The sequence below is a fragment of the uncultured Henriciella sp. genome (assembly GCF_964005855.1).
Classification (GTDB): domain Bacteria; phylum Pseudomonadota; class Alphaproteobacteria; order Caulobacterales; family Hyphomonadaceae; genus Henriciella.
In genome coordinates, this window is sequence record NZ_CAXFSW010000002.1 from 119,361 (window position 1) to 140,798 (window position 21,438).

Here is a 21,438-nt window from a genome sequence, read left to right on the forward strand (position 1 = left end):
GACCTAGGCCCCCAGATCCGAAGCGCGGCGCGACAGGCGCACCAGAAGGTCCTGGCTGAACGTGTCGAGCTGGTCGGCCAGCCGGTTAATATCGCCCGTGAACTTGTTGTAGAAGATGACCGCCGGAATGGCCGCAACGAGGCCAAGCCCGGTCGCGAACAGCGCTTCGGCAATCGGGCCGGCCACGTTGGTAAGGCTGGTATCCTGCTTCTCGGCGATGTTGAGGAAGGCGTTCATGATGCCCCAGACCGTACCGAAGAGGCCGATAAAGGGAGAGGCAGAACCGATCGTCGCCAGCACGCCAAGGCCGTTGCTGACGCGCCCGACCTCGCGGTCGACCCCGGCCCGCAGCGAGCGTTCGGCCCGGTCGATCATCATCATGTGACCCTCGGACTCCGGCGCGCGGCGCGCATCGGTCCACTCGCGCGTGATAGAGGCATAGATCCGCGAGGCCGCATCGCTGCCGGACGCGGCGCCGCGGCGGTCCAGATCGTCGGCCCGGCCGGACCAGAACGCGTCCTCGAAAGCCTTGGCACGCTTGCGTGCCCGCGACACCGTGAAGGATTTCTCGATGATCACGGCCCAGGACCAGAGGCTGGCGATCAACAGGATGATCAGCACCAGCTTGACGACAATATCGGCATCCATAAGCAGGCCGAAAAGGGAGAATCCGCCTTCGGACACGATAGGAGCGGCAGCTTCGCTTTCCATGAAATTCCTCTTTGTCTCGGCTGATGGCAGCCATTGCGCTAGCCTTTGGCGGACCGCGCGGGTTCGTAAAGCATCCCCCCTATCTTACGGAAATCAGGCGGAAACTTGACGCTGGCGATTATGTTCGCAGCAGATTGGCGACTGCACGGCGAATAATCAGACCGAAGGGGCGCCTGCCCGCTCCCTAGCCGGGAAATATATATGGCCTGAGTTGCTCGACCACGTCCGGAATGGGCCGGCGCGGGCGGCCGTCGGCATGGATCATCACCGCCGTGACCACCGCCTCGGCGATGATCTCCTCGCCGCGAAGGGCGGTCTGTTCGAACAGGACCCGTACCCCCTTGGTGCCGGTATAGCGCGAGCGGATCTGCAACTGGTCGTCGATCCTCGCCGCGCGCTTATAGTCGACATTCACATTGGTCAGCGTAAAGGCCGCCGGGTCCGGGCGCGACAGGAGCGACTGGTGCGACACGCCCGCATCGCGCAGGAACTCGGACCGCCCGCGCTCAAAGAAACGCAGATAATTGGCATGATAGACCATACCGGTGAAATCGGTGTCCTCATAATAGATGCGCACCGCCAGCCAGTGCTGGTTCAGCTCGTCGAAGGGGGAGACCGCCGCGCTCATCGCCTAGTGACGGAAATGGCGCATACCGGTGAAGACCATGGCAAGCCCCGCCTCATTGGCCGCCTCGATGACTTCATCATCGCGGATGGAGCCGCCCGGCTGGATCACCGCCGTCGCGCCCGCCTCGGCTGCCTGCAGCAAGCCATCGGCAAAGGGGAAGAAGGCGTCCGACGCGGCGACACAGCCGCGCGTCTTCGGCGCGTCCCAACCCGCCGCGTCCGCAGCATCGACCGCCTTGCGCGCGGCGATACGGGCCGAATCGATCCGGCTCATCTGACCCGCGCCAATCCCGACCGTCGCGCCATCCTTCACATAGACGATGGTGTTGGACTTCACATGCTTGGCCACACGCCAGGCAAACAGCATGTCGTCGAGCTCGCTCTCACTGGGTGCCTTTTCCGTGACGACGCGAAGATCATCGCGCGTCACCCGGCCAAAGTCGCGGTCCTGCACCAGCAGGCCGCCGGCGACCGTCTTGACGACGCGCCCGCGTGCTTCGGGATCGGGAATACCATCGGTCAGGAGAAGCCGGAGGTTCTTTTTCTTCTCGAACACCGACAGCGCACCCTGGTCGGCGCCCGGCGCAATGACGACTTCAGTGAAGATTTTCGCGATCTCCGTGGCCGTCTCCTCATCGAGCAGCCGGTTGAGCGCGACGATCCCGCCAAAGGCCGAGGTGGAATCGCATTCCAGCGCCTTGCGATAGGCCTCGACCAGCGAGTCGTCCGTCGCGACGCCGCACGGATTGGCATGTTTGATGATCGCAACGGCGGGGCGCTCGTCACCCAGCTCCCCGATCAGCTCGAAGGCCGCATCGGTGTCGTTGATATTGTTGTAGGACAGCTCCTTGCCCTGCACCTGACGCGCCGTCGCGACGCCAGGCCGTTTGGCCCCCGTCGTATAGAAGGCCGCCGACTGGTGCGGGTTTTCGCCATAGCGAAGGCTCTGCGCCAGCTGTCCGCCAAACCCGGCCCAGTCGGGCACGGTGTCCTGCAGCTGCTCGGCATACCAGCCGGAAATCGCCGCATCATAGGCTGCGGTGCGCGCATAGGTCTTGGCCGCAAGGCGCCGGCTGAGCGCAATGCTCACCTCACCGTCCTGCTCGTCCATCTCAGCCAATGCGGCGGCGACATCGCCGGCATCGGTGCAGACCGCGACCGACTGGCCATTCTTGGCCGCCGCGCGCAGCATGGCCGGCCCGCCAATATCGATATTCTCGACACAGGTCTCAAAATCCGAACCCGAGGCAACCGCCGCCTCGAATGGATAGAGATTGATATAGACAAGATCGATGGCGCTGATCTTGTGGCGCTCGGCATCCTTGCGGTGACTCTCAAGATCGCGCCGGTAAAGAAGCCCGCCATGGACCGCCGGATGCAGCGTCTTCACGCGCCCATCCATCATTTCGGGGAAACCGGTCAGGTCGGCTACATCGATCACGTCGAGGCCGGCCTCCTTGAGGGTCCGCGCCGTCCCGCCAGTAGAGACAAGTTCGACGCCGTGAGAGGCCAGTCTCTGACCGTGTTCGACAAGGCCGTCCTTGTCCGAAACTGAAATCAGGGCACGGCGAACCTTGAAACGCTCAGTCATCCGATCTTGCGACTTTCATTCTGCTGGGGACATTGCGGCTGTGGGTAACACTCTTCCCCGCAAGGTCAACTCACCGCTGGGAGTTTACTCTGCCGCCCGGCGCGGCCTGTATTCCGGCACCAGCTCCGACAGCAGGTTGATGGCCTCCTCGCGGCGGCGATGGCGGGCATGATCCAGCAGCTGATCCAGCTTCTCATCGAAATCATTGGCCACGATCTGCTCGGAGGCGACCTTGTAGATCCCTTCAATGCCGATGGAATGCACCTTCTCATGATTATAGGTGAGCTTCTCATGCATCTTCTCACCGGGCCGCAGCCCCGTCGTGCGGATCTCGATATCGCGCCCCGGCACCAGCCCCTTCAGCCGGATCATCGCCTCGGCCAGTGCCTTGATCAGCACCGGTTCACCCATGTCGAGCACATAGAGCGAGGCACTGCCGGGAGAGCCATTATGCGTCGCTGACTGCAGCACAAGCGCGGAGGCTTCCTCCAGCGTCATGAAATAGCGCGTCACCTCCGGATGGGTCAGCGTGACCGGGCCACCCTTGGCGATCTGGCGCTCGAAAAGCGGCACCACGGAGCCTGAAGAACCAAGCACATTGCCGAACCGAACCATGGAGACCGAGAAATTCGAGGCCCGGGCCTGCCGCGCGACGGTCAGCTCGGCAAGCCGCTTGGTCGCGCCCATCACATTGTCAGGGTGAACCGCCTTGTCCGTCGACACGAAGACGAATTTCTGTGCATCCGACAGCTGCGCGGCGCGTGCGGTGATCAGCGCCCCACCGACATTGGTCAGGATCGCTTCACAGACATTATGCTCCATCAGCGGCACGTGCTTCAGCGCGGCCGCGTGGATGATGATGTCGGGCTGGGCCTGCTCAATGGCGCGCTTGACCCGCGCCTCGTCGCGCACATCGCCAAGCTCGGAATGGATGGCGAGGTTGGGAAACTGCTCGCGCAGGGCAAGATCAGCCTCATAGAGATTGTATTCGGACGAATCGAACAGCGTCAGCGAATGCGGATTCATGCCCGCGCACTGGCGCGCGAGTTCCGAGCCGATCGTGCCGCCGCCGCCCGTGACGAAGACGCGCGTATCCTCCAGCAGATTGATAACCGGCGCCGGGTCCAGCACACGTTCGCGGCGGCGCAGAAGGTCGGCCGGGCGCACGGGCAGCATCGCCGCGCCGTCATCATTGGCGGCGGTGAGCGTCATGACCTCTGTCTTGCGGCTTGCCGCCGCTTCCAGGATCGTCGTCATATTGTGGCGTTCACGGGCAATGCCGGCGACCGCCACAAGCGGCGTCTTCTCATAGCGAAGCGCCAGCAGGTCCAGCACCTTGCCGAGGTCTTCCAGTCCGCCCATCACCGGAATACCGCGAACCTTGCGGCCAAACTGCGCACCTTCCGGCTCCAGCAGCCCCAGAATACGCACCTTCGGCCCTTCGCCATCCTTGCCCATGGCGGAGACAATGCGCGCGGCCTCTTCCGGCTGCGCAATCAGCAGCACCATCGGCGCGTCTGGGCGCGCGCGGGCAAAGAAGATCTGCAGCGGGCGCTGGGTCGAGCGAGCCAGCGCGACCATGCGCCCGGCAAAGATCACGGCCAGCCAGACGATCACGGCCGTGGCGATGGCCGAGCGCGGAATACCGACCAGCCTGTTCCAGAGGAAAAGCGCTGGCAGGAAAATGAGCGTCGCAAGACCGGCGGCCTGCAGGATCCTGACCGCATCGCTCCAGCCGGAATGGCGCCAGACCTGTCTGTGCACCCCAAGCGAATAGAAGGAAAGGAAGGCCGCCCCGGCAAACATGGCGCTTGCCACAATCGCCGTATAGAAGGCATCCAGCGGCGCCCCGTCCGTCATCAGCCACCGGACGGTCAGCCCGAACACCATGGCGAGACCGGCCGCCGCGGTGTCGAAACCGAGCGTAATCGCCATCGCACGGCGGGCTTCATCACGAGGCGTCACGCGTCAGTTTCCTTCAAGAAAGCCCATCGCAGGCAGTTCGGCGGCGCAGACCCGTCACTATCGAGGTCCGCCTTACCGCTAAGAACGATCTGCTTGCTTTTTTCAACCACACCGCGCCCAAGATACACGGTTTTTTCCAGCTTGGCACCCATATGGCTTGTCTTGAACCGCCAGATGTCGCCGCATTCTGTCTGCAGCTGGATGAAATGGTCCTGCATTGTCGCGCGCACGGTCGGATGAAGATGAAACCGGACGGCGAAGGGAATCGGCTTCTCTGCCTTGATCGCCCCCTGCGAAACGGGCCGGGCGAGCGAGTCCTCCCCGGTCAGGCGCAGGCCGTCGGACGACATGAACAGGCGGCGCCTGTGGAGCAGGCCATGCAGGCGTTTGTAGCCGCCATGCTGGGAATCCAGCCAGATTTCGTCATTCTCTTCCAGCCGCTTGGCAAAAATGCCTTCCGGGCCTTCAGGATAGGTGAGCCCCGTTTCCTCATTGCGCCTGAAAGGCGCTGAGTCCTCGCCCGCCAGAACCAGCGTTGAGTGTGCGCCTGTGCGCCGCACTGCCGCGCGCCAGTCGATATCGGCTTCCGGGCTGAACCCGCAGTCCGTCACCAGACGCGATTCGCCGTCCTGGAACTCAAAGCTCAGCGCACCGGCATGCGCGCCGTCGCCAAAGGGCTGTTCGGGGGCCTCGCCCGCATCGAGAATGAGACAGGCCGTCCCCTTCACAACCTTGTGGAAGCCCGATTTCGGCGCAACCATGAAACCGCGCGGGCGGCTCTGCATCCGCGCCAGCGCCGCATCGACAATCTGCGGCAGGCTTTCATCGCCATCATTGAAGGGCGGCAGGGCGCCATCCCCGCTGCGGAAAAAGGCGACCATGCCGCCCAGCCGGTCGATCCACTTGCGCACAAAACCCGGCACCTCGCGGCCGGATGTCTCCACCGCATCGGCCAGGATGCAAAGGTCCAGCATGGCCCGCAGTCCGCGCGCTGGTGCCCGGGTGACATGCCCGCCATCCGGCATGATCTGCGCGGTGCACTCATTCTCCAGATGCTCCAGCGCCTCTTCATATCCTTCGCCATCGCGCAGGCAGAGCGTGTCCAGCAGCATGACACAGGCGATCCGCCAGCGGGCGATGAAGTCGGCGCAGTCATTCTGCAGCGTCTCGACATGGCGAAGCTGGCGCGCGAGCGATTCCAGCCGCTGGTCGATCTCGGCCTGCTCGCCCAGTGTGAACAGCTTTCCGCCGCACACCATCCAGTTCCAGAGCCGGTCCGCCGTACAGCCGACCCGCCAGGCGAATCCGTTGAACCGGCCGAAATTCGCAATCCAGTCATCGACAAGGTAGCAGGCTCTCTCCGCGCCCTCCTCGCCCTGCGCGAACACGTCGGCCAGCCAGTCGAAGCGATGAACCCGGTCGGCAAAATGGCGGGACGGCAGCGGCGCGGTCCAGGGCGGCAGGCCCTCATTCATCTCGATCTTGTCGGCCCCGATGCGCCAGATATCCTTCATCAGGCTCTCCCCGCGCATCGTGTCGGGCGGGGCAATGGGGTCGGGATAGAAGGAGAACCCCGAGGGGGTCGCGCCGGCAATTTTCAGACGGTGCACAGGGCTGGCGGCGGCGTCCTCGCCGCTGATGCCTGCCAGACGGGACCAGAGCTCCGCATCCTCCTCAGGGGTGCGGCGTGGGGGCGGCGTCGATTTGGCGTACTCCACTGGAAAAACTCGCCTGGTGTCTCTTGCTCTAGCTGGCTGCCTCTCCCCGAAGCGCAGCGATATTGCCGGCATAAGCATTCACGCCCCCCTTGAACACAGCAGATCCTGCCACGATCGCTGTCACCCCCGCCTCGATGGCTCGCGGCGCCGTTTCCGGATTAAGCCCTCCATCCACCTCCAGGATGATGTCACGGCCAGACGCGTCGATCTTTTTGCGGAATGCCTCGATCTTGCGCAGCTGGCTTTCGATAAAGCTTTGTCCCCCGAACCCGGGATTCACCGACATTACAAGGATCATGTCAACATCATCGATGATCGGATCGACGATTTCATGGGGCGTACCCGGATTAATCGCGACGCCGGGCTTCATGCCCGCCTTGCGGATCGCCTGCAGGGTGCGGTGAATATGCGGCCCGGCTTCCGGGTGGACCGTAAGGATGTCGGCGCCGGCCTCTGCGAAGTCCTCAATGAAAGGATCGACCGGCGCGATCATCAGGTGCACGTCAAACGGCTTGTCAGAGTGCGGGCGTAGCTTCTTGATCACCGGGGGGCCGAATGTCAGGTTCGGGACGAAATGCCCGTCCATCACATCGACATGGATCATGTCGGCGCCGGCCGCGTCGATGGCCCTGATTTCATCGCCAAGACAGGCGAAATCAGCAGAAAGAATGGACGGGGAAATGAGGACGTTTGACATGCAGGCTGGGTAGAACCAAACCGCCGCGAGCACAAGGCTCACGGCGGCTGGCTATCATCGATTTAAGCAGGCATGGGGCCGGTATGTGGCCCGGTCTTTAGTAACGCGAATAGCCGCCCTGCGCGGGCGAGACCGTCGTGCGGCCGCCGCCATAGGTCACATTCACCCGCTGGCCGGGATACATGGCGATATCGGCGCCCTGGGTCACTTCGACCATCCGGCCATTGTCCAGCCGGACCGTATAGGCAAAGCCGCGGCGGGTATTCATCCCCTTGCCAAGCTCATTACCGCCAAGGCCGCCCAGAACCGCTCCGCCGACCGCGCCGGCCGTGCGGGCCTTGTCGCCGCCGCCAAGCTCGGACCCGGCAAGCCCGCCAAGGACCGCGCCGGTCGCGGCGCCGATCATGTTATTCTCGGGACGGATGGTGACTTCGCGCACATCGGTGATCGTCCCCATCTCGACCTGCGAGGCATAGCCGACATCATTCGGGCTCACCGTGTTGGCGCCATAGGTGCTGGCACAACCTGCGAGGATAAGGGTAAGGGCAGCGAACGCGCCGGCCATGGCCTTGCTCGGCTTTGCGACAGTCGCGGTGTGAATAGTCATGCTTCCAGCTCCTCAAAACTTGAGACGGCCATATAATCCACTGACCGTCCTGAACTGTATATGAACTGGGCGCGGCAATATTATGGCAGGTCACGCCAGGCGACCGCGACGCGCTCAGGGTTTCACAAGGCGCGCGATGTAAAAGGCATCATGCGCGAAATCGCCATGCGGCAGGGTGAGCAGATCCCCGTCAGCTGTGAGCCCATGCACAAACGGGCCGGCCTCTTCCGCGCTGATGGCCAGGCGCTCCAGCCCGGTCGATGCGAGCGCCTTTGTCACCACGTCCGCCCCTTCACGCTTGAGCGGCGTGCACACGCAATAGACGATCCGCCCGCCCGGCTTCACCAGGCGCGCCGCGGCCTCCAGCAGACGAAGCTGCACTTGCGGGAAACGGGCAATCTCATCGGGTGACTTGATCCACGCGCCCTCCGGGTGGCGGCGCAGCGTGCCCAGCGCCGAACAGGGCGCATCCAGCAGCACGGCGTCGGCCAGCGCATCCGGCGTCCAGTCTTCGGCCTTCTCGGCCAGTATCTCCACCCGGCCGGCAAGACCCGTGCGGTCCAGGTTTTCCTCGACCCGCGTGAGGCGGGCCTTTGAGCGGTCGACGGCCACAACCGCAGCCCCGGCGGCGGCCAGCTGCATCGTCTTGCCGCCCGGTGCGGCGCAGAGGTCGAAGACCCGCTCGCCCGGTTTCACATCCAAAAGCTCGGCCGGAATGGCGGCGGCGGCGTCCTGCACCCACCAGTCGCCGGTCCGGTAACCTTCCACCTCCGGCACATCGCCGGATGCGACGCGCAGGCTGCCCAGCCCGACGGGTTTTGCCCCTAGGCGCTTGCCCAGCTCTTCGGCAAATCCCTTGTCGCGCGGGGTCAGATCGAGGTCAGGTTCCGACATCTGCAGCTCGGCCAGCGCCGTTGCCCCCTCCACGCCAAGCGAGGTCATCAGCTCCACCGTCAGCCAGTCGGGCCAGACGGCCGTCCCAGGCGCCGCATCGAAGGCGGTGCGGTCAGCGACGACCTTGCGCAGCACGGCATTGAGAAACCCGGCCGCAGAGCGCGCCCGCGCCCATTGCTTGGCTGCATTGACCGTCTCGCTGACAACCGCATGCGGCGGTGTCTCCATCAGCCAGCTCTGCGCCGCCCCGACCCGCAACAAGGCACGCGCGGGCGGCGTTGCGGTCTCTATCGGCCGGTTCAGGAAGGGCGCGAGCCCCTTGTCGATCCGCCCCAGCTGGCGCAGCGCGGCGCTCGCCATGGCGCGGGCAAATCCGCGGTCCGGACCGGTCAGACCCCCGAACAGCTCAGACGTGTCCATCGCCTCATCGAGAGTCCGGCGATTGTCCAGCGTTTCGATAAGGAGGTCGGCGGCGGCTTGTCTTGACTGGGCTGCGCTCATCCCCACGGCCCGCGGCCCGTCACCGTTTCCGGATAGAGCCTTTCAGGCGGCGCAACATTCATCTCGGCGGCAAGCTTGCGCAGCGCCTCGACACGGTTGGCGGTGGCGGGGTGGGTCGAAAACAGGCTGTCGCCCTTTCGGCCCGCGAGCGGGTTCATGATGTAGACATGGGCCATGGCAGGATTGGCTTCGGCGCGCTGGTTGAGATTGGTGCGCGCCCCGCGCTCGATCTTTTCCAGCGCTGAGGCAAGCCAGTAGGGGTTACCGCAGATCTCGGCGCCGCGCCGGTCGGCTTCGTATTCGCGCGAGCGGCTGATCGCCATCTGCACCAGGCCGGCGGCCATCGGCGCGAAGATCATGATCGCAAGCGAGGTCAGTATCCCCCCGCGCGAGCGGTCGCCAAAGAAGATCGCGAAATTGGCCAGCATACCGATCGCACCGGCCAGCGTCGCGGTAACAGTCATCGTCAGCGTATCCCGATGGGCGACATGCGCCAGCTCATGCGCCATGACGCCGGACACCTCCTCGCGCGTCAGCGTATTGAGCAGGCCGGTCGTGGCACAGACGGCAGCATTCTTCGGATTGCGTCCCGTGGCGAAGGCATTGGGCTGCGGGGTATCGATGACATAGATCCTCGGCGCTGGCAGGCCGGCATGAGAGGCCAGCGCGCGCGTATCATTGGCAAAGGTGCGCAGTATGGGCGAGCGCTCATTCGGCGATACTTCGCGCGCGCCCTGCATGCGCAGCACGATCTTGTCGGCATTCCACCAGGAATACACATTCATCAGAAGCGCCACGGCGAACGCGACCGCCATACCGACAACACCGCCCACGAGATAGCCGATCGCCATGAACAGCGCGGTCATCGCGGCAAGCAATACGAATGTCTTCAAAGTTCCCGCCACCTGGCACTCCTTGATGATGAGGGAAGTCGGTTTAATATTTTACGTGCAGGTATATGGAAAGCGTTAACGCCGCTGAGAAGCGCAACACGCAAAGCATGACAGTTTTCTAATGGAAAAACCCCTCCCCCCCGAAGCCCAGCGCGCCCTCGCCGAAGCGCAGGAACGCCGTCAGGAGCAGATCCGGCGCGAAGAAGCCCTCGAAGCCGAACGCGCAAAGGAAACCGGCGGGCCCAGACACCGCGAACCGACCCGATTCGGCGACTGGGAACGCAAGGGCATCACCTACGATTTCTAGCGCGGCACCAGCCCGGCCCTGCACGTGGTACGCGAACGCGTTTCGCCTCGCCGGTTAAGCCGTTTGCATTCGGCCGCCCCCTCGCCTTTACTGGGCGATGGCTCCCGCCTCTGTGGGACACAATGCTCGAAACCGGACTTTCGCTGAGGAGGCGAATTCTATGCGTGGACACTTCAAGGTCATTGGCCTTCTTGCCGCCGCGGCCATGATGGCAGCTCCGGCTTTGGCAGATGGCTATGCCAACCGTCCGGTCAATCGCGGTCCCGCTCCGCTGCAGGCGCATGCCGAACCGGTTCCGCCTGAACCCGGCTGCTATCTTGTCGGCCCCGACACCTGGTCCTGCCCGCCCCTGCCGCAGACGGTAGAGACCCACACGGTCCGTGAGCGCGTCTCCGCCGCAGCGTGCTGTTACAGCAGGCCTGCGCCGCGTCCGGTCCAGGTGAGATACACACCCCGGCCCGCGCCGGCCCCGCGCAGCGTCAGCATCGACACCAGCGGCTTTGATGGCGGCGTCGGCAGCGGCGTCACCGGCGGATATTATGGCGGCGGGGGCGGTGGCTATGTCTATGTCCGTTCCAGCGCCTCAGCCAACGCCTTTGCCTCGGCTGCCGCGTCGCTCACCTTCCGGGGCGGTTTCCACGGCGGTGGCGGCGGAAAACATCATGGCGGTGGCGGCGGCGGATGCGGCAAATGCGGCGGCCACTAGACCGCCAGCAGACCGCCCCTAGACAGCGCCAACCCTGATCAGGCTCTCGGCGCTCGCCCGCACAGCTTCATCGGCCGGTATCGGCTCGATGCCCAGCACGCTTTTAAGCTTTTCATTGGAATAAGCGCGTTTGCGGCCAAGCTCCGGCAGGATCTGTTTCAGCGGCGGATTGACCCGCGCGAACAGGCGAACCAGCCAGCTCGGCAGCGTTCCCTTCGGGATCTTCCGGTCCGGAAACGCCTCGCGCAGGATGTCTCCCACCTCCTCCATCCAGAGAAGATCGCCGCCGCAGATAAAGCGCTCGCCATTGGCCTCGGGCCGCACCATGGCCTCGATATGCGCGCGCGCCACATCGCGCACATCCACCACGCCGAAATTCAGCTTGGGAAAGGCCGGCAGCTTGCCCTGAAGCGGCTGGCTGATGAGCTGCAGCGATGAGGAGACGTCCTCGCTCATCACCGGCCCGAACACGGCCACCGGATTGATCACGGAGAGCTCAAGCCCCGCCCCTTCGCCCGTCACATAATCCCAGGCCGCCTTCTCTGCGATTGTCTTGGACCGGGTGTAGGCGGTGTTGTCGTCCAGCCGGTCCGGCTTCGACCAGTGGACCTCGGTCAGCACATCCGGGCGCTGGTCGCCCCAGCCATAGGAAATCGCCGCGAAGGAAGAGGTCAGCACAACCCGTTTCACGCCTTCAGCCTTCGCCGCCTTGAGGACGCGCAAGGCACCGTCGCGCGCCGGCACGATCAGTTCATCGGCAGATTTCGGTGTCTCCGCGGGAAAGGGTGAGGCGACATGATGAACATAGCTCACCCCCTTCACCGCTTCGCCCCAGCCCTCATCGCTGCCAAGGTCGGCGGCGACGATCTCGATCTCCACCTTCCTGCCGGCATAGTCGGACAATATCTCGTTCAGCCGTCCCGCCTTCTCGGTTGAGCGCGCGGTCCCGCGCACCTCATAACCTCTGTCCAGAAGCTGCAGGATCAGATGCGAGGCAATGAACCCCGTCGCGCCTGTCACCAGTATTTTTTCCACGACACCCTCCCCGTCCAGACAAGGAAGGTCGGGCGAAGGCCCCGCTTTGGCAAGGAAAATCGAAAGGCCGCGCTAGGAGAAGACGTCGCCGACAGTATCGAGGCGCGTCCCCTCTTTCAGCTCACGCAGGTGCACATAGAGCACCGACACGGCCACTGCGCCGATGATCGCGATGGCTGTATCCAGCACGGCGCCAAGGAGAAGGCTCGTAAGGTTCAGGCCGCCCCCTGCGGCCATCATGCCCCCCGCGCCAACTGCGAATAAGCCGAACAGGGCCGTAAAAATGAAAAGGCCGACATAGCCGATCAGGATGAGGCCGAAGATCCGCCAGCGCGACCCGCGCGTCAGGTCCGCGCTGCGGCTGAAGCTGCCAAATATACCCGCCTTGTCGATCACCAGAGACGGCACCACAACCGCCCAGACGGTCAGCAGGATCAGGCCCGGAATGATCAGAAGCAGAAAGCCGATGGCCAAACCGATACTCATCAGGATGGACACGATGAGAAGCGGCAGGAACGCCCTGAGCGCTGTGCCGATGGCCGAGCCGAAATCGCTTTGTCCGCGGCTGAGCGAAGTCACCGTGGTATGCACCACGGCCGCCTGCAGGACGAAGGGAAAGAAGGCATAGAGGATATTGGAGAGGAGAAGCCCGAATGAGAAATTGAGCGAGAGCGCGCCCTGCTCGATCGAGCGTTCCATGGCCTGCGAGGAAAAGAAGGTTACCAGCAGCGTCGGCACACCGACGATCACCACGCCGAGAAGGGCAAGATCGACGAATTTGCGGCCGATCACATTGAACGTTTCGCCAATGACAGAACCGATATCGAGTGACTTGTCCATGCCGGGCTCCCTGCTTGATTCGTGGGCCGAAACCAGCATAGGGCGCGGCGCGGCACAAGACCGCGATCAGGGCATTTTTGGGGCAACCTTGCCGCTAGGCCCGTTTCTGCAGGACAGTCACCTTCTGGGCCTTTTTCTTGCGGTCGCGCCAGGTGATGTAGACCGCTGAAACGATGATGATCCCTGCCCCGATCCAGACATTCATGCCCGGCAGCATCCCGACAATGATGAGATCGGCCGCCGTCGCCATGGGCAGGCGCAGATAGTCGAGCGGTGACAGGAAGGATGCGTCCCCGATGCTGACTGCGGAGATATAGCAGAACTGCGCCACGAAACCGACGCCCGCCATGACGAAGATCCAGCCCCATGTTTCCATCGATGGCCAGGACCAGAAATAGATCGCGAAGGGCAGCAGCAGGATGGAGGAGAGCACATTCGCATAGGTCAGCAGCGCCACGGCTGAAAGCTCAGCCGACAGCGTCTTCACCAGGACGATGGCAAAGGCGAGGAAGAAGGCGCTCAGGATCGCGCAGATCGTGCCCGTATCCAGATGGAAGCCCGCGCCGGGCGCGACCGGGGCCCAGAACATGAAAACGCCCGGTACCACCATGATGAGTACGCCAAAAAAGCCGATGACAACCGCGCCCCAGCGATGAAGGCCCACCACTTCGCGCAGGAAGATCGCCGCCAGCACCGTGACGAAAAGCGAGCGCGAGAAACTGATCGCATTGAACTGGGAGAAGGTGAGATTGAAGTCCGCCGAAAGGGCGACAATCGCCAGCGTAAAGCCCAGCGTGCCGAACAGTGAGCGCATGAGCAGAAGCCCCGGATGCCGGGTCCGCATCTTGTGCAGGCCGGCACGCAGGATGACCGGTACCGACAGGAGACAGGCAAAGAAGGCGCGCCAGAAGGCCAGGAAGACCGGATGGACCTCCTCGGTCAGCGTCTTGGAGAGCACAGTGTAGGCGGTGAACCCCAGCGCCGAGAACAGCATGAAAACCGCGCCAAGGGCATTGCCTGACAGGCCCCCTGCATTAGGCTCCTCTTCAGCGGTTTCATCCATTTCACGGCTCATGCAGACTTTTTCCCAATCCGATCTCGACGCCATCGACAAGCTATGGCGCAGTGTGCCCGCTGACCATGTCTGGTCGGGCTGGTCTGCAGCTGGCGCAGAGCCGGAAGAAGTCTGGCTCTATCGTACACGGGCCCACTGGCGCAAATTTCCGCTCCGCAAGACCGGGAACGGCTTTGCCCTGTTTGATGAACATGACCGCAAGGTTGCTTCGGCCGCCTCGCTCGACGAATTGCTTGAAGCGGTCGAGAGCATTCCCGGCCTTGCGGAGACCGGCGAGGCACGCCCGCCGGCCCGCAACTGACATGTTCTAGGACTTGTCCTGCTCAGCCTGCATCGCAAGGCGCATTTCCTCGGCCTGCTCCACACTGATGCCCAGCGCATCCAGCAGCGGCCCGCCATCGGTCTGGTCCCAGCTATGGCGCGGACCCACGGTCATGCCGCCATCGACGAGGAATTCCCCGCCCGTGATAAAGCCCGCCTTCTCCGAGGCGAGATAGGCCGCCATTTCGGCAATATCCTTGCCGACGCCGGTGCGCCCGGCAGGCTGCATCCGTCCACCCTGCTGCTCGACCAGCGCGGCCATCTGGTCGGCCTGCTCGCGCGACAGGCCCAGCGAAGAGCCAAAGATCGAGGTCGCGATAAAGCCGGGCAGGATCGCATTGACGCGGATCTTGTATTTCGACAGCTCGGCCGCCGCGAGTTTGGAAAAATGCGCCACACCCTTCTTGCAGACCGAATAGGTCACCGGCGCATAGCCTGCACAGACCGCCGAGATCGAAGACGTGTTGATGATGGAGCCGCCCTTCTCCTTCATCATCGGAACCGCCAGCTTTGTGCCGACAAAGACCGATTTGAGCAGCAGGCTCACGGTCTGGTCGAACCCGTCCTCATCCAGCTCCTCGACCCCGGTCGGCGTGCCGCCATGACCGGCATTGTTCCAGAGGATATCGAGCCCGCCAAAGGCGTCCTGCGCGGTGTCGAACAGCTTCTGAAGGTCCGCGGTCTTGGTCACATCGCAATGGACATAGCGCACCCGGTCAGAGCCGAACCGCGTCTCCAGCGCGCGGCCCTTCTCATCCTGGATATCGCCGGCCACCACATTGGCCCCCGCCTCCACGAAAACCTCCACACCGGCATAGCCGATGCCGCTCGCCGCGCCCGTGATGATCGCTGTCTTTCCGCTTAGATCGCCCATGGTTTCCTCCTCATTCCTGTTTGCATGGAAGGGGCGCCCGGCGGCGTTCCAAGTCAAGACTGGCGTCGGGTAAAGAAAACCCCCGGCAGCCATTCCGGCCCCGGGGGTCTCCTGATTTCAGCCTGCGTCTTGCCGGTCGCTATTCAGCCTCGCCAAACAACTTGCGGTGCAGATAGACATGCTCCAGCGCGGTGCGGCGGGCCGCTTCCTGCTGGTTCGCCGCTGCCGAATGGCCGCCATCAATATTCTCATAATAATAGAACGGCTTGCCGGCGGCCTGGAACTTGCGCGCCATCTTGCGGGCATGTCCTGGATGCACCCGGTCATCCTTGGTCGACGTCACGAAGAAAGGCGTTGGATAATCGGCATCCGGATCGAAGTTCTGATAGGGCGAGATCGTCTCCAGGAAGGCGCGCTCTTCCGGCACATCGGGATTGCCATACTCATCCACCCAGGACGCGCCTGCCAGCAGCTTGTGATAGCGCAGCATGTCCAGAAGCGGCACCTGGATCACTACGGCATTCCAGAGGTCGGGACGCTGGGTCAGCATCACCCCCATGAGCAGCCCGCCATTCGACCCGCCCATGATGCCAAGATGCTCCGGCGAAGTGACACCGCGCGCGATGACATTCTCTGCGACCGCGATGAAGTCATCATAGATGATCTGGCGCTTCTGTTTGAGGCCCGCCTGGTGCCATTCGGGGCCGAACTCACCGCCGCCGCGAATATTGGCCAGCACATAGGCGCCGCCCTCTTCCAGCCAGAGCCGGCCGCGAACGCCCGAATAGGACGGGTTCATCGAAATCTCGAACCCGCCATAGCCGTAGAGCAGCGTCGGCGTCGTGCCGTCGAGCTCGATGCCTTTCTTGTAGACGATGAAATACGGGATCGCGGTGCCATCGGTGGAGACCGCGAAATGCTGCTCGACCGTCAGCCCCTCAGCATCGAACTTCTCCGGCAGGCTCTTGATCTGCGTGATCTCGCCGGAACTGGCATTATAGCGCAGCAGCGAATCCGGGGTCAGGAAGTCCTCATAATTGAGGAAGACTGTATCGGACTCCTTGTCGGCGAAGGCGATCCCCGCCTGTCCCGACGTGCCGGGCAGGGTGAGATCGGTGGTCGACCAGCCATTATCGGCCGGCTCGATCAGCATCACCTTGCCGCGCACATTCTCATTGATGGAAAGAAGCGCCGCGCCCTTGGCAATCGCGACGCCATTCACCGCCTGGCTGCCATCGGGATGGAAGACAAGCGACACAGGCGGCAGCTGACGGTTTTTCAGGAAGGAATTCAGGTTGAAGGCCACGACATCGCCCGACTGGAAGCTCTGACCGCCGCGCGGCGACCAGTCCTGCTTCAGCGAAACGATGAAATGGCCCTGATAGATACCTTCCGGCGAGGATTTTGCCGGGATGGGCCACTGGACCGGCTCCGCTTCGCCCTCCGGCAGCCACCAGTAAGTGGAGGTAAAGAAGGTGTCGGCCTCAACCGCGCCCTGCAGGCGGCGGCCATCCTCGGTCTCGATCACCATCGGCCAGACGCCGACATCGCTCGCATCGCCGCGAATGACTTCCTCCGCCTCGGAGAGCGGCGTACCGCGCGTCCAGCGCTTGATGATAAAGGGATAGCCGGACTCGGTTGTCGTGCCCTCGCCCCAGTCCGTGCCGATCAGCACCGTCTCCGGATCGACCCAGGCCAGCTCCTGCTTGGCTTCCGGCGTGACGAACCCGTTCTCGACAAAGCTTTTCGTGGCGATGGAAAACTCCCGCTGGACGACAGCATCCTTGCCGCCATCCGACAGCGAGATCATGCAGTACCAGTCCGCCGTCCCGTCCGGCGAGAAGCAGTTTGCGCCCTTATAGACCCAGTTCTTGCCTTCTTCCTCGGCCAGCGCGTCGATATCGAGCAGCGTTTCCCAGTCCGGGCTGTCGGTTGCATAGCTCTCCAGCGGCGTGCGCCGCCAGATGCCGCGCACATGCTCGCTATCCTGCCAGAAATTATAGACCCAGCCATCGCGCACCGCGCCATAGGGGATGCGCTCATCTGACTGCAGCACGTCCAGCGCGTCCTCATAATAGCGCTCATACATGTCACCGGACTGGAGCGCACCCAGCGTGCGCTCATTCTGCCCGCGCACCCAGTCCAGCGCCTCCTCGCCCTCGACCTCTTCCAGCCAGATATAAGGGTCTTCGCCGGCCGCCACCTCTTCCTGCGGATAGGTCTGCATCTCTGCCAGCTCGTCATCGACCGGCCCCTCGCTTTCGGCAGCTTCGGTCGCTTCAGGCTCAGTCGGTTCGGCGTCGGTCATGGGGTCTGTCTCGGCAGGTTGGGTCTCTACAGGCTCTGCCACCTCAGCTGGTTCGGGGTCCGGCGGTGTCGACTGGCACGCGGCCATGAAGGCGATTGCGGCCATCGCTGTCAGGGGTTTTTTCATGCAGAAACTCCGATAAGGTGGCGGGATTATTGTTTCCTCTTTGATTAAGCAGAAATATCTGTCCGGATACAGGGGCGTTCCAGTGCGCGGCCCCGCAGGAGAACAGCCATTCCTCTGAAGAATCACAACATACTGATCCTCTGCACCGGTAATTCCGCGCGCTCGATCATCGGCGAAGCACTTGTGTCCGCCATGCCGGGCTTCAAGGGCTATAGCGCCGGCTCCTCGCCGCGCGGTGAGCCCCACCCCCTGGCGCTCTCGGTGCTTGAGGCCAAGGGCCATGACACCAGCGGCCTCAGCTCAAAGAGCTGGGATGTCTTTGCGGCTGAGGATGCGCCGAAGATGGATGTCATCATCACCGTCTGCGACAATGCCGCCGGCGAATCCTGCCCCTACTGGCCGGGCCATCCCGTCCAGGTGCACTGGGGCCTCGCGGACCCGGTGGACGTTGAGGAAATGTCGCGCCAGCGCATCGCCTTCGAGGACACCTATTTCAGCCTGAAAAAACGCCTCCAGCGCCTCGCCGCGCTCGACTTCGACGCCTTCAGCCCGGAGGAGCTGAAAGCCGAGCTTCAGGCGATCCACACCCGCCGCTAGCGCTCAGAAGACACTCGCCCAGAAATCGGCGGAGGTCTCGATCAGGCTCAGCGCATCGCCGAGCACCGCCGCATCATGCCCGTCCACCATGGAGGGGCGCACCGGCTGGGTGATCGCCAGATGCCGCACCAGACGGCTGCAGACCACGATCCCGCCCGGCAGGGCCCGCGCATCGAGGTTGAGCCCCCTGGGCCGGGGATGCATCACATCATTGCGCGCCGCCACCACACGTTCGATGGCGCGGTGGTCATCGGCCCGCAGCGGCGCTGTGAAAGGCTGGGCCAGACAGGCCGGGTCCGCCACCCGCGCCACCAGTTCGCCCGGCCCCGGCATGGCCGGCAGCTCGGCGCCCGCTTCCGACAGCGCCATGACGCAGGCCTGCTGCACCATCAGCACCATGCCCGTGACCAGCCAGGGCAGCGATGTCTCTGTCTCGGAGACGAGGATCGCATGGGTGGAGGTAAACTTCGCCGTATCGGCCAGCTCACGGGAAAGCGGGTGCACCATATCCTACGGTCTAGGCATTTCGCGCGCTCACTTCCAGCGCCAATCGCCAAGGCGTATTCGGCGCGTATTTGAGGCTGGATTTGTCTTGCGAACTCATGCAGGCTTTTGCCGTCATGATCCCATTGTCGCGAAAATCGCCGGTTCCGCCCTCGCAGTGCAATCTCGCTCGCGCGATAGAGCTTATCGGTGACCGCTGGACGCTGCTCATCCTGCGTTCGGCGCTTTACGGTGTGCGCCGGTTCGATGATTTCCAGCAGGAGCTTGGCACTCCGCGCACCGTCCTTTCCAGCCGCCTCAACGATCTCGTCGATGCGGGCCTGCTGGAGAAGAAGCCTTACAAGCTGAAGGGCCGCCGCGCCCGGTCCGAATATGTCCTGACCGATCAGGGTGAGGCCCTGCGGCCGGTTTTGATCGGGCTCACCCAATGGGGCGACGCCTGGCTTGGCGCGGGCGGCCAGCCCCCGATCAGCTTTACCGATGCCGAAAGCCGCGACGCGGTCCGCCTTGCCTTTGTATCGAACAAGGGACGGGAAGTCCCCGTCGACGATCTCAGGGTCGTGATCCGGCGCTAGCGCACGCGCCCCCAGATCCGCAGCGGGTCGAACGCCCCCTGCTTGGCCGCCGCCTTGAGCTCTTCCAGCTGCCGGTTGACCGGCCCGTCATTCACCGGCTTGCCTTCAAGATAGATGGCTGCGTCCAGCCGGCAGATGCGGCTGTAGAGCGCTTCTGAATCTTCAACCAGATCGAGAAAATTGTCAGGCAGGCCGCTGCCGCGCTGGCGCGAGGCATCGAGCGGCGGTCCGTCACGGCTGATCCTGTACCGCTTCGACAGGGCTTCCTCACGTGTCATGTCGCCATCGCGCACGGCGCGCTGCATGACCAGCCAGCTTGCCGCCTGCATCAGGCGTGCGGTCAGCTCCATGCTCCAGGCGGCATAGGTCAGGCCTGCTTCACGCGGCAGCTTGCGCGACATGTCCCGCCCGGGCCCATCGAGATAGGTCGCCGTCTTCTCGACCAGCGCCATACCCTCTGCGAACACCTTGTCGAAGACGCGGCTGCCGGCAAAGTCCGGCAGATCTCCGGTGTCTGCCTGTTGACTGGAAATGGCCGCCATGGGCACCCCTCGAAACTTCCCCGCCGCGAAACGGCACAACACCGCAAGCTTATGGGCCAACCGGTTAAAGCGGTCTTTAGACACCGCATGCCTTGCCCGGTAAATCTGCGCAAATTTCAACTTTTGAATATATCGTCGGCCGCCGATTTGTGAGCTTCCTTCTTTTCTATCTCCGCCTCACAGGCCGCGATATCCGCTTTCAGCGCTTCGATTCGCGCCTTGAGTTCATCAACCGACAGTCTCTCCAGGTCCACCTTGGCTGGACGGGGCACCTCTTCGTCAAACATTGATAGAGCCTCCTTGCGCGCTTACGTGTTCAGCGCCCAAGGCAAGGACAAGCAGGCGGCGAGATCAAGCGCAAATCCGGCCGCACCCGCGAATTTAACAAAGGGAAGGACCCCCATGGCCGACACAATGAAGGCGATCGTTGCCACCGAAGGCGAGCCGCTGAAACTGGCAGATGTCGAGCGGCCGAAGCCCGGCCCGCACGAAGTTCTTGTCAAGGTGGCGGCCGCCGGTCTCAACCGTGCCGACCTGGTCCAGCGCGCTGGCAAATACCCGCCCCCGCCGGGCGCGTCGGAGATTATGGGTCTTGAATGCGCCGGCGTGATCGAGGCGGTTGGCGAGAAAGTCACCAAATGGTCGGAAGGCGACCGCGTCTGCGCCCTTCTGGCAGGCGGTGGCTATGCCGAATTCTGCGCCGTCGATGAAGGCTCGCTCCTGCCGGTCCCGGAAAACCTCTCCCTCACCGAGGCCGCCGCCCTGCCCGAAGCCATGATGACGGTCTACGCCAATATCTTCATGCGCTCCGCCTTCAAGGAAGGCGAAACCGTGCTTGTCCATGGCGGGACCTCCGGTATCGGCTCCATGGCGCTGCAGATGGTAAAGGCAGCCGGGGCCTCTAAAATCTGGGCAACAGCCGGCTCGGATGAAAAATGCAAGGCGGCCGAAGGCTTTGGCGCCACACGGGCGATCAATTACAAGACCGAGGCATTTGAGAAAATCGTCAAGGATGAAGGCGGCGCCGATGTCATCCTCGACATGGTCGGCGGCGACTATGTCCAGAAGAACATCTCCGCGGCCCGCGTGAATGGCCGCATCTGCAACATCGCCTATCTCAACGGCTCCAAGGTGGAGCTCGACCTCATCTATCTCATGGTCAAACGGCTGATCCTGACAGGCACAACGCTGCGCGCGCGCCCTGTCGAGGAAAAGGCAGAGATCCGCGCCGCCATCGAGGAAAAGTTCTGGCCGAAAGTCGCGAGCGGCGAGATAAAGCCCGTTATCGAAAAGGTCTATCCGGTCAGCGAGGCTGAGACCGCCCAGGCCGACATGGCCGACGGTGGACATATCGGCAAACTCCTGCTCGAGATCGGCTGATCCGCCCAGGCTCAAAGCCTCAGATTTTTATTAAATGTCCGCCA

General features: G+C 63.3%; 23 protein-coding genes. 6 read left to right on the forward strand and 17 right to left on the reverse strand.

What is annotated here, in order from left to right:
- Positions 1-3 precede the first annotated feature (3 nt).
- The 9 genes from tolQ to htpX all read right to left on the reverse strand — a co-directional run bounded on the left by tolQ (position 4) and on the right by htpX (position 10,216).
- Positions 4-711 carry a protein TolQ gene (gene tolQ, locus ABNU55_RS03640; RefSeq protein WP_290748206.1) on the reverse strand — a complete coding sequence of 236 codons (708 nt, stop codon included), beginning with the start codon at positions 709-711 and terminating at the stop codon, positions 4-6.
- A 184-nt stretch (positions 712-895) separates the two neighbouring features.
- The gene (locus ABNU55_RS03645; protein ID WP_290748203.1) at positions 896-1,339 is read right to left on the reverse strand and encodes a YbgC/FadM family acyl-CoA thioesterase; all 444 of its coding nucleotides are present in this window, start codon (positions 1,337-1,339) and stop codon (positions 896-898) included.
- 3 nt (positions 1,340-1,342) lie between these two features.
- Positions 1,343-2,929 carry a bifunctional phosphoribosylaminoimidazolecarboxamide formyltransferase/IMP cyclohydrolase gene (gene purH / locus ABNU55_RS03650; protein ID WP_290748200.1) on the reverse strand — a complete coding sequence of 529 codons (1,587 nt, stop codon included), beginning with the start codon at positions 2,927-2,929 and terminating at the stop codon, positions 1,343-1,345.
- Positions 2,930-3,013: 84 nt separating this feature from the next.
- Positions 3,014-4,894, reverse strand: a complete 1,881-nt coding sequence (locus tag ABNU55_RS03655; RefSeq protein WP_290748197.1) for a nucleoside-diphosphate sugar epimerase/dehydratase — start codon at positions 4,892-4,894, stop codon at positions 3,014-3,016.
- Positions 4,891-6,612, reverse strand: coding sequence for a heparinase II/III family protein (locus ABNU55_RS03660; RefSeq protein WP_290748192.1), 1,722 nt, complete (start codon positions 6,610-6,612; stop codon positions 4,891-4,893). The genes ABNU55_RS03655 and ABNU55_RS03660 overlap by 4 nt, the downstream gene beginning before the upstream one ends.
- 28 nt (positions 6,613-6,640) lie before the next feature.
- The gene (gene rpe, locus ABNU55_RS03665) at positions 6,641-7,309 is read right to left on the reverse strand and encodes a ribulose-phosphate 3-epimerase (protein ID WP_290748189.1); all 669 of its coding nucleotides are present in this window, start codon (positions 7,307-7,309) and stop codon (positions 6,641-6,643) included.
- 97 nt (positions 7,310-7,406) lie between these two features.
- Positions 7,407-7,916, reverse strand: coding sequence for a glycine zipper 2TM domain-containing protein (locus tag ABNU55_RS03670; RefSeq protein ID WP_290748185.1), 510 nt, complete (start codon positions 7,914-7,916; stop codon positions 7,407-7,409).
- Positions 7,917-8,030: 114 nt separating this feature from the next.
- Positions 8,031-9,311: an RsmB/NOP family class I SAM-dependent RNA methyltransferase gene (locus ABNU55_RS03675; protein ID WP_290748182.1), complete on the reverse strand. Its 1,281-nt coding sequence runs from the start codon at positions 9,309-9,311 to the stop codon at positions 8,031-8,033.
- The gene (gene htpX, locus ABNU55_RS03680) at positions 9,308-10,216 is read right to left on the reverse strand and encodes a zinc metalloprotease HtpX (protein ID WP_290748179.1); all 909 of its coding nucleotides are present in this window, start codon (positions 10,214-10,216) and stop codon (positions 9,308-9,310) included. Before htpX ends, ABNU55_RS03675 begins: the two co-directional genes overlap by 4 nt.
- A gap of 109 nt (positions 10,217-10,325) precedes the next feature.
- On the opposite strand from htpX, the gene ABNU55_RS03685 reads away from it, so the two are divergent.
- Positions 10,326-10,511, forward strand: a complete 186-nt coding sequence (locus ABNU55_RS03685) for a DUF1674 domain-containing protein (protein WP_290748177.1) — start codon at positions 10,326-10,328, stop codon at positions 10,509-10,511.
- A gap of 160 nt (positions 10,512-10,671) precedes the next feature.
- Entirely contained in the window at positions 10,672-11,217 is a 546-nt protein-coding gene (locus ABNU55_RS03690) for a hypothetical protein (protein WP_290748175.1), read from the forward strand.
- Between the two features lie 18 nt (positions 11,218-11,235).
- Here ABNU55_RS03690 and ABNU55_RS03695 read toward each other — a convergent pair whose 3' ends face one another.
- From ABNU55_RS03695 to ABNU55_RS03705, 3 genes are all read right to left on the reverse strand, one after another.
- Positions 11,236-12,252, reverse strand: coding sequence for an aldehyde reductase (locus tag ABNU55_RS03695; RefSeq protein ID WP_290748172.1), 1,017 nt, complete (start codon positions 12,250-12,252; stop codon positions 11,236-11,238).
- A gap of 72 nt (positions 12,253-12,324) precedes the next feature.
- Positions 12,325-13,092 carry a hypothetical protein gene (locus ABNU55_RS03700; RefSeq protein ID WP_290748169.1) on the reverse strand — a complete coding sequence of 256 codons (768 nt, stop codon included), beginning with the start codon at positions 13,090-13,092 and terminating at the stop codon, positions 12,325-12,327.
- 94 nt (positions 13,093-13,186) lie between these two features.
- Positions 13,187-14,167, reverse strand: coding sequence for a DMT family transporter (locus tag ABNU55_RS03705; RefSeq protein WP_290748166.1), 981 nt, complete (start codon positions 14,165-14,167; stop codon positions 13,187-13,189).
- Between ABNU55_RS03705 and ABNU55_RS03710 the strand changes: the two genes are divergently transcribed.
- The gene (locus ABNU55_RS03710) at positions 14,166-14,468 is read left to right on the forward strand and encodes a hypothetical protein (protein WP_290748163.1); all 303 of its coding nucleotides are present in this window, start codon (positions 14,166-14,168) and stop codon (positions 14,466-14,468) included. The genes ABNU55_RS03705 and ABNU55_RS03710 overlap by 2 nt on opposite strands.
- A gap of 6 nt (positions 14,469-14,474) precedes the next feature.
- Here ABNU55_RS03710 and ABNU55_RS03715 read toward each other — a convergent pair whose 3' ends face one another.
- Positions 14,475-15,362, reverse strand: a complete 888-nt coding sequence (locus tag ABNU55_RS03715) for an SDR family oxidoreductase (RefSeq protein WP_290748160.1) — start codon at positions 15,360-15,362, stop codon at positions 14,475-14,477.
- A gap of 139 nt (positions 15,363-15,501) precedes the next feature.
- Complete coding sequence (locus tag ABNU55_RS03720; RefSeq protein ID WP_290748157.1) at positions 15,502-17,796, reverse strand: prolyl oligopeptidase family serine peptidase; 2,295 nt, start codon at positions 17,794-17,796, stop codon at positions 15,502-15,504.
- Between the two features lie 108 nt (positions 17,797-17,904).
- Here ABNU55_RS03720 and ABNU55_RS03725 point away from each other — a divergent pair, with 108 nt between their 5' ends.
- Complete coding sequence (locus ABNU55_RS03725) at positions 17,905-18,393, forward strand: arsenate reductase ArsC (protein WP_348764260.1); 489 nt, start codon at positions 17,905-17,907, stop codon at positions 18,391-18,393.
- Between the two features lie 3 nt (positions 18,394-18,396).
- On the opposite strand, the gene ABNU55_RS03730 is transcribed toward ABNU55_RS03725, so the two are convergent.
- A complete protein-coding gene (locus tag ABNU55_RS03730; protein ID WP_290748154.1) occupies positions 18,397-18,900 on the reverse strand; it encodes a hypothetical protein in 504 nt (167 codons plus the stop codon).
- A gap of 113 nt (positions 18,901-19,013) precedes the next feature.
- On the opposite strand from ABNU55_RS03730, the gene ABNU55_RS03735 reads away from it, so the two are divergent.
- Positions 19,014-19,472: a helix-turn-helix domain-containing protein gene (locus ABNU55_RS03735; RefSeq protein ID WP_290748151.1), complete on the forward strand. Its 459-nt coding sequence runs from the start codon at positions 19,014-19,016 to the stop codon at positions 19,470-19,472.
- Here ABNU55_RS03735 and ABNU55_RS03740 read toward each other — a convergent pair.
- Together ABNU55_RS03740 and ABNU55_RS03745 are read right to left on the reverse strand one after the other, a co-directional pair.
- Positions 19,469-20,014 carry a DUF1465 family protein gene (locus tag ABNU55_RS03740; protein ID WP_290748149.1) on the reverse strand — a complete coding sequence of 182 codons (546 nt, stop codon included), beginning with the start codon at positions 20,012-20,014 and terminating at the stop codon, positions 19,469-19,471. The two genes, ABNU55_RS03735 and ABNU55_RS03740, sit on opposite strands and share 4 nt — an antisense overlap.
- Before the next feature lie 116 nt (positions 20,015-20,130).
- The gene (locus tag ABNU55_RS03745; RefSeq protein ID WP_290748146.1) at positions 20,131-20,301 is read right to left on the reverse strand and encodes a DUF1192 domain-containing protein; all 171 of its coding nucleotides are present in this window, start codon (positions 20,299-20,301) and stop codon (positions 20,131-20,133) included.
- Between the two features lie 115 nt (positions 20,302-20,416).
- Between ABNU55_RS03745 and ABNU55_RS03750 the strand changes: the two genes are divergently transcribed.
- Complete coding sequence (locus ABNU55_RS03750; RefSeq protein ID WP_290748143.1) at positions 20,417-21,394, forward strand: NAD(P)H-quinone oxidoreductase; 978 nt, start codon at positions 20,417-20,419, stop codon at positions 21,392-21,394.
- Positions 21,395-21,438 lie beyond the last annotated feature (44 nt).